General features: G+C 65.3%; 10 protein-coding genes. 7 read left to right on the top strand and 3 right to left on the bottom strand.

Annotated features, from left to right (window positions below):
* Positions 1–28: 28 nt before the first annotated feature.
* The 7 genes from iolD (at position 29) to phnN (ending at position 7,082) form a co-directional block, all read left to right on the top strand.
* On the top strand, positions 29–1,879 hold the full coding sequence (gene iolD, locus QAZ22_RS02560) for a 3D-(3,5/4)-trihydroxycyclohexane-1,2-dione acylhydrolase (decyclizing) (protein WP_278205427.1): 1,851 nt from the start codon (positions 29–31) through the stop codon (positions 1,877–1,879).
* A 172-nt stretch (positions 1,880–2,051) separates the two neighbouring features.
* Entirely contained in the window at positions 2,052–2,966 is a 915-nt protein-coding gene (iolE, locus tag QAZ22_RS02555) for a myo-inosose-2 dehydratase (RefSeq protein WP_278205426.1), read from the top strand.
* 64 nt (positions 2,967–3,030) lie between these two features.
* Positions 3,031–3,243, top strand: coding sequence for a DUF3329 domain-containing protein (locus QAZ22_RS02550; protein ID WP_278205425.1), 213 nt, complete (start codon positions 3,031–3,033; stop codon positions 3,241–3,243).
* 381 nt (positions 3,244–3,624) lie between these two features.
* Positions 3,625–4,437 (top strand): 5-deoxy-glucuronate isomerase, encoded by an 813-nt coding sequence (gene iolB, locus QAZ22_RS02545; protein WP_278205424.1) that lies wholly within the window; start codon positions 3,625–3,627, stop codon positions 4,435–4,437.
* A gap of 147 nt (positions 4,438–4,584) precedes the next feature.
* On the top strand, positions 4,585–5,292 hold the full coding sequence (locus QAZ22_RS02540) for a DUF1045 domain-containing protein (RefSeq protein ID WP_278205423.1): 708 nt from the start codon (positions 4,585–4,587) through the stop codon (positions 5,290–5,292).
* A 24-nt stretch (positions 5,293–5,316) separates the two neighbouring features.
* Positions 5,317–6,459, top strand: coding sequence for an alpha-D-ribose 1-methylphosphonate 5-triphosphate diphosphatase (locus QAZ22_RS02535; RefSeq protein WP_278205422.1), 1,143 nt, complete (start codon positions 5,317–5,319; stop codon positions 6,457–6,459).
* Positions 6,456–7,082 carry a phosphonate metabolism protein/1,5-bisphosphokinase (PRPP-forming) PhnN gene (phnN, locus tag QAZ22_RS02530; RefSeq protein WP_278205421.1) on the top strand — a complete coding sequence of 209 codons (627 nt, stop codon included), beginning with the start codon at positions 6,456–6,458 and terminating at the stop codon, positions 7,080–7,082. Before QAZ22_RS02535 ends, phnN begins: the two co-directional genes overlap by 4 nt.
* Positions 7,083–7,245: 163 nt before the next feature.
* On the opposite strand, the gene QAZ22_RS02525 is transcribed toward phnN, so the two are convergent.
* The 3 genes from QAZ22_RS02525 to QAZ22_RS02515 all read right to left on the bottom strand — a co-directional run bounded on the left by QAZ22_RS02525 (position 7,246) and on the right by QAZ22_RS02515 (position 10,892).
* On the bottom strand, positions 7,246–8,241 hold the full coding sequence (locus QAZ22_RS02525; protein WP_278205420.1) for an ABC transporter permease: 996 nt from the start codon (positions 8,239–8,241) through the stop codon (positions 7,246–7,248).
* The gene (locus tag QAZ22_RS02520; RefSeq protein ID WP_278207771.1) at positions 8,238–9,809 is read right to left on the bottom strand and encodes a sugar ABC transporter ATP-binding protein; all 1,572 of its coding nucleotides are present in this window, start codon (positions 9,807–9,809) and stop codon (positions 8,238–8,240) included. Before QAZ22_RS02520 ends, QAZ22_RS02525 begins: the two co-directional genes overlap by 4 nt.
* Positions 9,810–9,929: 120 nt before the next feature.
* On the bottom strand, positions 9,930–10,892 hold the full coding sequence (locus QAZ22_RS02515; protein ID WP_278205419.1) for a sugar-binding protein: 963 nt from the start codon (positions 10,890–10,892) through the stop codon (positions 9,930–9,932).
* Positions 10,893–11,454 lie beyond the last annotated feature (562 nt).

Here is an 11,454-nt window from a genome sequence, read left to right as displayed (position 1 = left end):
GGCACAAGGAAAGCCGGAGGAAACGACAATGACCGAGACCGTTCGCCTGACCATGGCGCAGGCGCTGACCCGCTTTCTCAGCCGCCAGATGACCGAGATCGACGGCAAAAAGGTGCCGATCTTTGGCGGCGTCTGGGCGATCTTCGGCCATGGCAACGTCGCCGGCATCGGCGAGGCGCTCTATCAAGTGCGCGACGAGCTGCCGACCTTCCGCGCCCATAACGAACAGGCGATGGCGCACGCGGCGATCGCCTATGGCAAAGCGAATTTCCGCCGCCGCTTCATGGCCGCGACCACCTCGATCGGCCCGGGCGCGCTGAACATGGTGACGGCTGCCGCGCTCGCCCACGTCAACCGGCTGCCGGTGCTTTTGCTGCCCGGCGATGTCTTCGCCAATCGCTTGCCCGACCCGGTGTTGCAGCAGGCCGAGGATTTCTCCGATGGTACGGCGAGCGTCAACGACTGCTTCCGCCCCGTCTCGCGCTATTTCGACCGCATCACGCGGCCGGAGCAGATCATCCCGGCGCTGAACCGCGCCATGCAGGTGCTGACCGATCCGGCCGAATGCGGCCCGGTCACGCTTTCGCTCTGCCAGGACGTGCAGGCCGAAGCCTATGATTATCCGGAAAGCCTGTTTGCCGAGCGCGTCTGGACGCCGCGCAGGGTTCGCCCCGACCGCAACGAGCTGGCCGCCGCCGTGGCGGCGCTGAAAGGCGCCAAGAAGCCGCTGGTGATCGCCGGCGGCGGCGTTCTCTATTCGCAGGCCTCCAGCGAACTGGCCAAGCTGGTGCAGGGCGCCGGCATTCCGGTCTGCGAGACGCAAGGCGGCAAGTCCTCGCTCCCCGATGATCATCCGCTCAACATGGCCGCCGTCGGCGTCACCGGCACCTCCGCCGCCAACCGGCTGGCGGAAGAGGCGGATGTCGTTCTCGCCGTCGGCACCAGGCTGCAGGATTTCACCACCGGGTCCTGGGCGCTGTTCAAGAATGCCGGCCGCACCATCATCGGCTTGAACACGCAAGGTTTCGACGCCGGCAAGCATTGGGCGCTGCCGCTGGTCGCAGACGCGGCCGAAGGGTTGGCCGAGCTCAGCGCCGCGCTGAAGGGCTGGAAGGCGCCGACCGCCTGGACCGACGACGCGCTGAAGGGCAAAAAGGAATGGCAGGCAGCGGCCGCCAAGGTGACGGCTTCGACCAATGCAGCCTATCCTTCCGATGCGCAGGTGATCGGCGCCGTGCAGCGCGCGATGGGCTCGGGCGTCACCTTGCTGCACGCCGCAGGCGGGTTGCCGGGCGAACTGCACAAGCTTTGGCAGGCGGGAACGCCGGGCTCCTATCATGCCGAATACGGCTTCTCGACCATGGGCTACGAGATCGCCGGCGGCCTCGGCGTCAAGATGGCGAAGCCCGATCAGGAAGTCGTCGTCATGGTCGGCGACGGCTCCTATCTGATGCTCAACTCCGAGATCGCCACCTCGGTGATGCTCGGCTTGAAGCTCACCATCGTGCTGCTCGACAACCGCGGCTATGGCTGCATCAACCGGCTGCAGATGGCGACCGGCGGCGCCAACTTCAACAATCTGCTCAAGGACGCCCGCCACGAGGTGATGCCCGATGTCGACTTCGCGGCTCATGCCGCAAGCCTCGGCGCCGTCGCCGAGAAGGTGGCGTCGATCGCCGAGCTGGAGACGGCGCTGGCCAAGGCGAAGGGCAACGACAAGACCACCGTGCTGGTCATCGACACCGATCCGCTGGTGTCGACCGAAGCCGGCGGCCACTGGTGGGATGTCGCCGTGCCGGAGGTCTCGTCGCGGCCCCAGGTCAACGCCGCGCGCAAGGCGTATGAGGACAAAAAGCAGATGCAGAGTGCAGGTGATTGACGCTGGCGCCGCCCCTCACCCTTCCCTCTCCCCGTGCTTCACGGGGAGAGGGGGACGCCGGCGCTGGAGCTTGTCCCTTCTCCCCGTGCTTCACGGGGAGAAGGTGCCGGCAGGCGGATGAGGGGCAGCGCCGACGAGCGAAAATGGAACGATCCGAACTTGGAGTGACGACTTGAAAGCCAAACTGGGCATGTCCCCCATCGCGTGGTGGAACGACGATCTCGTGGAATTGAGCGATGACGTGTCGCTGGAGGAGTGCCTGCGCCAGTCGCGCTCGGCCGGCTTCACCGGGATGGAGATGGGCCGCCGTTTCCCCAACGATCCGAAAGTGATGCTGCCGATCCTGAAGGAGGCCGACGTCACGCTCTGCGGCGGCTGGTTTTCCGGCACGCTGGTCAATGAGGATCTGGCCAGGAACAAGGATCGCATCCAGCCGATGATCGACCTGTTCAAGGCGGTGAGCGCGCCCTGCATCGTCTATGGCGAGGTCGGCCGCTCCATCCAGGGCGACCGCTCCAAGCCTTTGGCCACCAAGCCGAAGCTTTCCGACGACGAGATGAAGGCCTATGGCCGCCGCGTCACCGAATTCGGCGAATGGTGCGCCGACCAGGGCATGCCGCTCTCCTACCACCACCACATGGCGGCGGTGGTCGAGACCGAGCCGGAGCTCGACGCCTTCATGCGCAATTCCGGCGAAGGCATTCCGCTTTTGCTCGATGCCGGCCATCTTGCCTTTGCCGGCGGCGATGTGCTGCGCGCCATCGACAACCACCACAAGCGCATCAACCACGTGCATGTGAAGGATGTGCGCATGGGCGTGATCGACGGGCTCGACCGCACCAAGCAGTCCTTCCTCGATGCCGTGGCGCTTGGCGCCTTTACCGTGCCCGGCGACGGCTCGCTCGATTTCGGCGCCATCGTGCAGAAGTTCGCCGACTACGGCTACGAAGGCTGGTTCGTGGTCGAGGCCGAGCAGGATCCGAAGAAGAACCCGCCGCTGAAGATGGCTCAGGTCGGCCACAAGGAGCTGATGCGGGTGATGACGGCCGCCGGCTATACGGTGGAGACGCAAGGCTTCCCGGCCTAGACGGTGGATTTGCCACGGCGCGCGGTTTATCCGTTGCGCTTTGGGCAAATCCTGGATTGGCGCTATGAAAGACTATGAGCACCCCTTCTTCCGGCCGCTATGGCGACGCATCGCCGTCGTCGCCGTCTGTCTGGTCTGGTCGGTGATCGAGTTCGCCTCCGGTACGCCGTTCTGGGGCGTCATCGCGCTCGGCTTCGCCGGCTACGCGGTGTGGCAGTTCTTCTACCTCTACAAGCCGGTCGAGGAGGACAAGCCCCCCGCCGAGCCGAAGGATTGAAGCGGTCGATGGACTGGAGGTTCTTTTGTATTGGATGTTGCGTGGGTGACGGTTCGTTTGCGTTGGCGATTGGCCGGAACGCCCCTCGCTTCGTCATCCTAGGGCGGAGCAAGGAGCGTAGCGACGCAGCGCAGACCCAGGATCCATGCCGTGACTTTGAAGGTAGTTGTAACGGTGCAGAATTCTGCTCCGGTGCGCCCTTCGACTAAGGTAACGGCATGGATCCTAGGGTCTCCGCGACGGAGCTTCGCTCCTGCTTCGCCCTAGGATGACGAAGTTTGGAGGCTACGGCCAATCCCGAAGGTTTGGGGCGGATTCCTCAGCTGGTGAAATCTCTGGTGCGCCAAACCACCAGAGCCAACAGGCATAGGAGAGACAAAAATGTCGAAACTGCTCGTCAAGGCCGACAAGGGCCACGGCCACGTCGCTCACGTCACCCCGCAAAGCGCCGGCTGGACTTATGTCGGTTTCGATCTGCATCGGCTGCGGCCAGGCGAGACCGCGTCCGGCAAGACGGGCGAGCGCGAAGTCTGCCTGGTTTTCGTCACCGGCAAGGGCAAGGTCTCGGCCGGCGGCAAGGAGCTCGGCCTGCTCGGCGAGCGCATGTCGCCGTTCGAAGGCAAGCCCTGGTCGGTCTATGTGCCGCAAGGCTCCGACTGGTCGGTGATCGCCGACACCGACCTGGAGCTCGCCGTCTGCTCGGCGCCGGGCCTCGGCGGCGGCCTGCCGGCCCGTGTCATCTCGCCCGACGATCTCGGCCAGGAGGTGCGCGGCAAGGGCACCAACACGCGCTACGTCACCAACATCCTGCCCGAGGGCAAGCCGGCCGACTCGCTGCTGGTGGTCGAGGTCATCACACCCGGCGGCCATACCTCCAGCTATCCGCCGCACAAGCACGACCGGGACAATCTCCCAGCGGAATCCTATCTGGAGGAGACCTATTATCACCGCCTCAACCCGCCGCAGGGCTTCGCCTTCCAGCGCGTCTACACCGATGCCGACAGGAACGGCGTGCGCGACCTGGACGAGGCGATGGCGATCGAGGACGGCGATGTCGTGCTGGTGCCCAGGGGCTACCACCCCTGCGCGGCCTGCCACGGCTATGATCTCTATTATCTCAACGTCATGGCCGGCCCGAAGCGGACGTGGAAATTCCACAACGCGGCCGAGCACGAGTGGCTGATGAAGGCCTGAGATTTTTCATCGAGCTCAACCTGTTGGTCCAGTTCGAGAAAATCGTCGGCTAAGGACTGTCGGGGGCTGTCTGCCTTCGAAAACCCATGAAAGCTTCGTCAATCCGTCATGGAAATCACCTATGGCGGGGTCTGACGAGGTTCTTTCATGCGCTACGCCATCTATTTCACCCCACGGCAGGACGAGCCGCTGGCGCGTATCGCCGCCAATTGGCTTGGACGCGACCCCTTCGGCGCGGCGACGCGGCCGGTCGAGGCCGTGGCCGACCTGTCGGCGGCGGAAGTTGCCTTCCACACGGCTTCGGCCAGGCGCTACGGCTTCCATGCGACGCTGAAGGCGCCGTTTCGGCTGGCGCCGAACGAGACCGAAACCTCGCTGCGCGCGGCGCTCGACGATTTCGCCGAGGCGACGCCGCCGGTCGTCATTCCGCGTCTCGTCGTCGGTCAGATCGACGGCTTTTTCGCCCTGGTGCCGGAAGCGCCGTTCGATCCTCTCAACAGCTTCGCCGGCGAGGTTGTGCGCGCTTTCGACCGTTTCCGCGCGCCGCTGACCGAAGCCGAGATCGAGCGCCGCAGCCCCGACTCGCTGAAGCCGGACGAGTTCCGCAACCTCTGCCAGTGGGGCTATCCTTACGTTTTCGAGACGTTCCGCTTCCACATGACGCTGTCCGGCCGCGTCGGGCCACAGGAAAGCCCACGTCTTCGTGCAGCAATCGACAGTCTGTTCGCGGACGTGCTGCAGCACCCGGTGCCGGTGGACGCGCTGACGCTTTTCGTCGAGACCGAACCGGGCGCCCCTTTCATGGTGCTCTCCCACCATGCGCTTGGCCGCCGCCCGGCCAGAAAAACCGCCTGATACCGAGACTAAGGATCGCCTGAAATGACCGCCGAAACCTTCCTCACCAATGCCCGCATCGTGCTGCCCGACGAGATCGTCGAGGGCTCGCTGCTGCTGCGCGATGGCCAGATCGCCGCGATCGAGCCGGGCGCCGCCGCCCGCGCCGGCGAGGACATGGGCGGCGACTACATCATCCCGGGTCTCGTCGAGCTGCACACCGACCATCTCGAAGGCCACTACGCGCCGCGCCCGAAAGTGCGCTGGAACCCGATCGCCGCCGTGCTCGCCCATGACGCGCAGGTGGCGACCGCCGGCATCACCACCGTGCTCGATGCTCTGCGCGTCGGCATGGACGAGGACGCCGACCTGAAGTCCGACGACGTCCGCAGCCTCGCCGACGCGATCGAGGACAGCGTCAGGCAGGATCGGCTCAGGGCCGACCATTTCATCCATCTGCGCTGCGAGGTTTCGGCGCCGGACTGCCTCGAGGCCTTCGCCAATTTCGAGACCGACGACAGGGTCAAGCTCGCCTCGCTGATGGACCATGCGCCGGGCCAGCGCCAGTTCGTCAATCTCGAGACCTATGCCTATTACTACCAGCGCAAGCTGAAGCTGACCGATCGCGACTTCCAGAAATTCTGCGAGAAGCGGATGGCGGAATCGGCCAGGAATTCCGGTCCCAACCGCGTCTTCATCTCCGCCGCCTGCCACGAGCGCGGCATCGTCCTCGCCAGCCATGACGATGCGACGGCCGGCCATGTCGACGAGGCGATTGCGCAGGGCGTGCGCGTTGCCGAGTTCCCGACCACCGAGGAGGCGGCAAGAGCCTCGAAGGCGGCCGGCCTCGGCGTGCTGATGGGTGCCCCCAATGTCATGCGCGGCTCCTCGCATTCCGGCAATGTGTCGGCGCGCACGCTTGCCGGCGACGGTTTGCTCGACATCCTGTCGTCCGACTACATCCCCTTCAGCCTGATCCAGTCGGCCTTCTTCCTCGGCGATGTCGTCGAGGGCATCTCGCTGCCGCAGGCGGTCGCCATGGTTTCGAAGAACCCGGCCGACGCGGTTGGCCTCGCCGATCGTGGCGTCATCGAGCCCGGCCGCCGCGCCGACCTGGTGCGCGTGCGCGTCGACGAGCATGTGCCGGTGGTGCGCACCGTGTGGCGCCAGGGCAGGCGTGTCGCATGATGGTTTCTGCGTCGATCGAGCGCGAGCTCACCGAAACGCTTCCCATCCGCAACGGCGTTTTCGTCGCGGTCGTCGGCCCGAGCGGTGCCGGCAAGGATACGGTAATCGGCTACGCCAAGACGCGCTTCGCCGACGAGACGCGGCTGGAATTCGTGCGCCGCGTCATCACCCGGCCGAGCGATTCCGCGAGCGAGGACCACGACACGCTGGCCGATGCCGCCTTCGCCGAGGCGGAGGCCGACGGCGCCTTCGCCATCTGCTGGGACGCGCATGGCCTGCGCTATGGCCTGCCGGCCGACGTCGACTGGGCGGTCGCCAATGGTCATGTGGCCGTGGCGAATGTCTCTCGCGCCGTCATCCCGGCGCTGCGCGAGCGCTATGCCAATCTGGCCGTGGTCGAGATTACCGCCTCGCCGGAAATCCTCGCCGAACGGCTGGCGGCGCGCGGCCGCGAATCGCGCGGCGAGGTGCTCGCCCGCCTGGCGCGCAGCACGAGCGTGACGCTGTCCGGCCCGGACGTCACCTCGATCGACAATAGCGGGGCGAAAGAGATCGCCGGCGAGCGCTTCGCCGAGGTGTTGCGCAAGGCGATGGCGTTCTCGGACCTTTCGGACCAGATCTAGCGCCTTTCATTCTCCCCTTGTGGGAGAAGGTGGCCTCGCGAAGCGAGGTCGGATGAGGGGTGCTCCAGCTTGGCAAGGACGGTGATCCTTCCAACACCCCTCAACCGTCTCGGCGCTGCGCGCCGATCCACCTTCTCCCACAAGGGGAGAAGGAGGGGTAGCGCTACTCCGCCGGCGCGCCGGCGACGTTCCGGCGCGTCGCCTCCATCATCCGGCGCCGTGCGCGGAACACGCCCCATTGCTGGTCGACCAGCACGCCGATCAGGATCACGCCGCCCATCACCGCGAAGTTGAGCGAGGAAGGGATGCCGAGCAGGTTGACCAGGTTCTGCAATTCCTGCAGCAGCACGGTGCCGAGGATGACGCCCACCAGCGAGCCCTCGCCGCCGCGCAGCGAGAAGCCGCCGAGCACCGCGGCGGCAATGGCGTAGAGCTCGTAGAACTGGCCATGGCTCGCCGGCGAGATCGAGCGCGTATACATGGCGAAATAGATCGCCGACAGCGCCGTCAGCACGCCGCAGATGACATAGGCCGCGATCACGACGCGGCCGGTGCGGATGCCCGAATATTTCGCCGCTTCCTCGTTCTTGCCGATGGCGTAGAGATAGCGCCCGAACACCGAGCGGTGCAGCACCACCCACATGACGACGGCGATCACGATCAGCGCGATGAAGGAGTTCGGCAGCCCGCCGGAACGGCCGGCGGTGAGGAATTCCAGATCCGGGAAATTCTGGCCGAAGGCGAAGCCGGCCGTGCCGTCGGCGGTATAGAAGCGGGCGACCCCGCGGTAGATCAGCAGGCCGCAAAGCGTCACCACGAAAGGCTGCATCTTGAGCCGCGTGATCAGCCAGCCATGCACGAAGCCGATGACGGCGCCGAGCAGGATGATCAGCACGAAGGCCAGCGGCCAGTCCATCTCGCGCACGGCGATGAAGTCGATGAACAGCGTGCCGAGCAGGGCGATCAGCGAACCGACTGAAAGCTCGATGCCGCCGGTGATGATGACAAAGGCCTGGCCGATCGAAAGGATGCCGAACAGCGCGACCAGGTTCGAGGTGTTGGCGAGATTGATCGTCGACAGGAAGCGCGGGTTGATGGCGGTCACCACCGCGCCGACCACCAGGATCAGCACCAGCAGCCCGAGATCTTTCTTGCTCATTGCGCTCCTCCAGCGGCATGCGCCAGCCTTGGCTTCTTGCCGACAGCCAGCAAAAGCACGTTCTCCTGGCTGAAATCGTCCCGGTCGAGAATGCCGGAGATCTGCCCCTCATGCATGACCGCGATGCGGTCCGAGACGCCGATCACCTCTTCCATGTCGCTGGAGATCATCAGCACCGCGACGCCGGCGTCCGCGAGCGACCGCATCAGCCCGTAGATCTCGGCCTTGGCGCCGATGTCGATGCCGCGCGTCGGCTCGTCGAGGATCATCACCTTCGGGTTCATCGCCAGCCATTTGGCCAAAACCACCTTCTGCTGGTTGCCGCCCGAAAGCGTGCCGGTGCGGGTCAGGACAGACGGCGCCTTGATGCCGAGATCCTTCTTCTGCTTCTCGGCGGTGGCGAGCTCGGCGCTGGCCGAGACCAGCGAGCGCTTCGCATGCGCCGGCAGATTGGGCAGCGAAATGTTCTGCGCGATCGAGAGGTCGAGCAGGATGCCGGTCAGCTTGCGGTCCTCCGGCACGAGGAAGATGCCGCTCGCCACTGCGTCGGCGGCCGATCCGACATTGAGCGCCTTGCCGTCCAGCGCGACGCTGCCGCCGAGCCGCTCGTCGATGCCGAACAGAACGCGCGCCAGCTCCGTTCGGCCGGAACCGACCAGCCCCGCAAGGCCGAGGATTTCGCCGCGCCTCAGCTCCAGGCTGACCGGGTGGTCCGGATAGGCGCTGGTGCGCACCGCGCTTGCCGCAAGCGCGACGCCGCCCGGAGCGCGCCCCGCTTCGGCGGCCCTCTCGCGCTCCTTCAGCATGCGCCCGATCATCAGCTTGACCATCTGGTCGTGGTTGATCTCGCTCTTGGGCAGCGTGCCGGCCAACATGCCGTCGCGCAGCACCACGACGCGGTCGGCGACGCGCTCGACCTCGTGCAGGCGGTGCGAGATGAAGATGACGCTGATGCCTTCCGTCCGCAGCCCCTTGATGACGTCGAGCAGCTTTTCGGTCTCGGCGATCGGCAGGCTGGAGGTCGGCTCGTCGAGGATCACCAGCCGCGCCTTGATCGACAGCGCCTTGGCGATCTCGACCATCTGCTGCTGGGCCAGCGACAGCGAGGCGACCGGCGCATCGGCCGAGAAATTGGCGCCGACGCGCTTCAACAGCGGCGCCACCATCTCGCGCAGCCTGGCGCGGTCGACCAGCCTCAGCGGCCCGGCCTTCAGCGGCTCGCGGCCGAAGAAGATGTTGGCGGCGACGTCGAGGTTTTCGAAGAGGTTGAGCTCCTGATGCACGAAGGCGATGCCGGAGCCAATGCTGGCTTCGACGGTCAAGCCGTCATGCGCGACGCCGTCGACGGTGACGGTGCCGCTGTCAGGCCGCGTCACGCCGCCGAGGATCTTCATCAACGTGGATTTGCCGGCGCCGTTCTCGCCGACCAGGCCGATCACCTCGCCCGGCCTGACTTCCATGGAGAACCCGTCCAGCGCCACGACGCCCGGATAGGTCTTGCGCACGGCCTCGAGGCTCAGGAACGGAGCTGTTGTCGATTGAGCGAAGGATGTCTCGGAGTAATTCATCACGCCACAATTCATGGCACTTGGCAGCACCCGATGGGCTACAGACTGACGGGCCTTGGCAGGCCCGTCAATACGGACGCCGGCTCAAGACGAACTCGAGCCGGCGCAACTGTGCATCGATTACTTGCCGGCCATCGCCTTCAGGTTGGCGGCATAGGCATCGACATCGTCCTTGCCGATGATCTTCGTCGGCACGATGATCAGGCCATTGGCCGGAATGCCCGACTTGTCGCCCTTGAGATAGGAAGCCATCAGCTTCATGCCCTGATAGGCCCATTCGAAGGGCTGCTGCACCACGGTCGCGGCGACGGTGCCTTCCTTGACGCCGCCCAGCGTGATCGGATCGTCGTCGAAGCCGACGACGGTGATCTGGCCGAGCTTGCCGGCGTCGCGCAGCGCTTCATAGATGCGCGGCGTGTTGTAGGAGTAGAAGCCGACCATGCAGGTGATGTCGGGGCTGGCGACCAGCGCGTCCTCGACATTCTTCTTGGCGCGCGCCTGGTCGATGTCGTCGCCGCGGACGTCGACCAGCTCGATCTTGCTGCCGGCGAGCCCGTCCTTCATGCCCTGGATGCGCTCCTTGGCGTTGTCGGCGCCGAGCAGGCCGACGAAGCCCAGGCACTTGCCGCCGTCCGGCATCGCCTTCTTGGCGATCTCGGCCGCCTGCTTGCCGGCATCGACATTGGACGAGCCGATATAGGCGACGCGCTTGGTCTGCGGGGCGTCGCTGTCGGTGGTGAACAGCGCCGTCTCGGACGCGATCTTGTTCAGCCCGTCGGTCGAGGTCTTGGGGTCGACCGCCGACACCATGATGCCCTTGACGCCGGCCGTCACCAGATCGTCCATCAGGCGCTGCTGGATGGCGACAGACGACTGCTCCGGATATTTGAGCTCGAGATTGTAGTCGGGCAATTCGCCCTGCGCCTTCTTCACGCCGGCTTCCGCCGCCTTCCAGAAGTCTGACGCGCCGTTGACGACGAAGGCCAGCGTCGGCTTGTCGTCGGCGCGCACGGCTGCGCTCGCCGTCAGGCCGATAGCCAAGGCTGCCGCGGCTACGGATGCGTTACGTATCATGGATTTCATGGTTCAACCTCCCTTTTGAAACTCATCGCTGATGTCTCGGCTGCGGCCTGGACGCCCTCCTCCTCAAGGGGCTTGCCCAAGGTCTGGCAACTTTAGAACGGCGCCTCTTCAGCCGCGACCAAGACACTAGACACAGATTTCGCGTTCGTAAATAGTCCGATTTGTCTGACATTTTCGTGAGAGCAAGGCAGCCCTCTTCCGGCGGTCAGCCGATCATCCGACACGCGCTCCTCCCACTTTGCCGCTGCCGGCCGGGAGCCTTCCGGTCCGATCGCGGCGAGTTGACAGTAAAACGCTTACGGCTATTAGTAAAGACTATTAGTATGCATCAAGAGGCACCGGCCGCGGAGGAGATCGTCGGCTGGGGCGCTCAGGCGAAGAGAGGAGAGCGGCGGCGGAAACACTCCGTCGCTAAAGCAATTCAAGGAAAGTGTGTAACGGTTTTCCGTCCGGAATTGCGTCAAAACAAAGAGATAGAGCGGTTCGCCGTTTCCGTGAGACGGGGAAACGCTCCAATGCGGGTATGCGCGGAAAATAGCCGGGCCATCCGATGTCGAACGCC

This window comes from Mesorhizobium sp. WSM4906 (assembly GCF_029674625.1).
Lineage (GTDB): Bacteria > Pseudomonadota > Alphaproteobacteria > Rhizobiales > Rhizobiaceae > Mesorhizobium.
Note: the sequence above shows the minus strand (reverse complement) of the source record. Positions and strands in the feature narration are given on the sequence as shown.

Coding starts and splice junctions, on each gene's coding strand:
- iolD (WP_278205427.1), top strand. CDS start 29: ATGACCGAGACCGTTCGCCTGACCATGGCGCAGGCGCTGACCCGCTTT.
- QAZ22_RS02550 (WP_278205425.1), top strand. CDS start 3,031: ATGAAAGACTATGAGCACCCCTTCTTCCGGCCGCTATGGCGACGCATC.
- iolB (WP_278205424.1), top strand. CDS start 3,625: ATGTCGAAACTGCTCGTCAAGGCCGACAAGGGCCACGGCCACGTCGCT.
- QAZ22_RS02540 (WP_278205423.1), top strand. CDS start 4,585: ATGCGCTACGCCATCTATTTCACCCCACGGCAGGACGAGCCGCTGGCG.
- QAZ22_RS02535 (WP_278205422.1), top strand. CDS start 5,317: ATGACCGCCGAAACCTTCCTCACCAATGCCCGCATCGTGCTGCCCGAC.
- phnN (WP_278205421.1), top strand. CDS start 6,456: ATGATGGTTTCTGCGTCGATCGAGCGCGAGCTCACCGAAACGCTTCCC.
- QAZ22_RS02525 (WP_278205420.1), bottom strand. CDS start 8,241: ATGAGCAAGAAAGATCTCGGGCTGCTGGTGCTGATCCTGGTGGTCGGC.
- QAZ22_RS02520 (WP_278207771.1), bottom strand. CDS start 9,809: ATGAATTACTCCGAGACATCCTTCGCTCAATCGACAACAGCTCCGTTC.
- QAZ22_RS02515 (WP_278205419.1), bottom strand. CDS start 10,892: ATGAAATCCATGATACGTAACGCATCCGTAGCCGCGGCAGCCTTGGCT.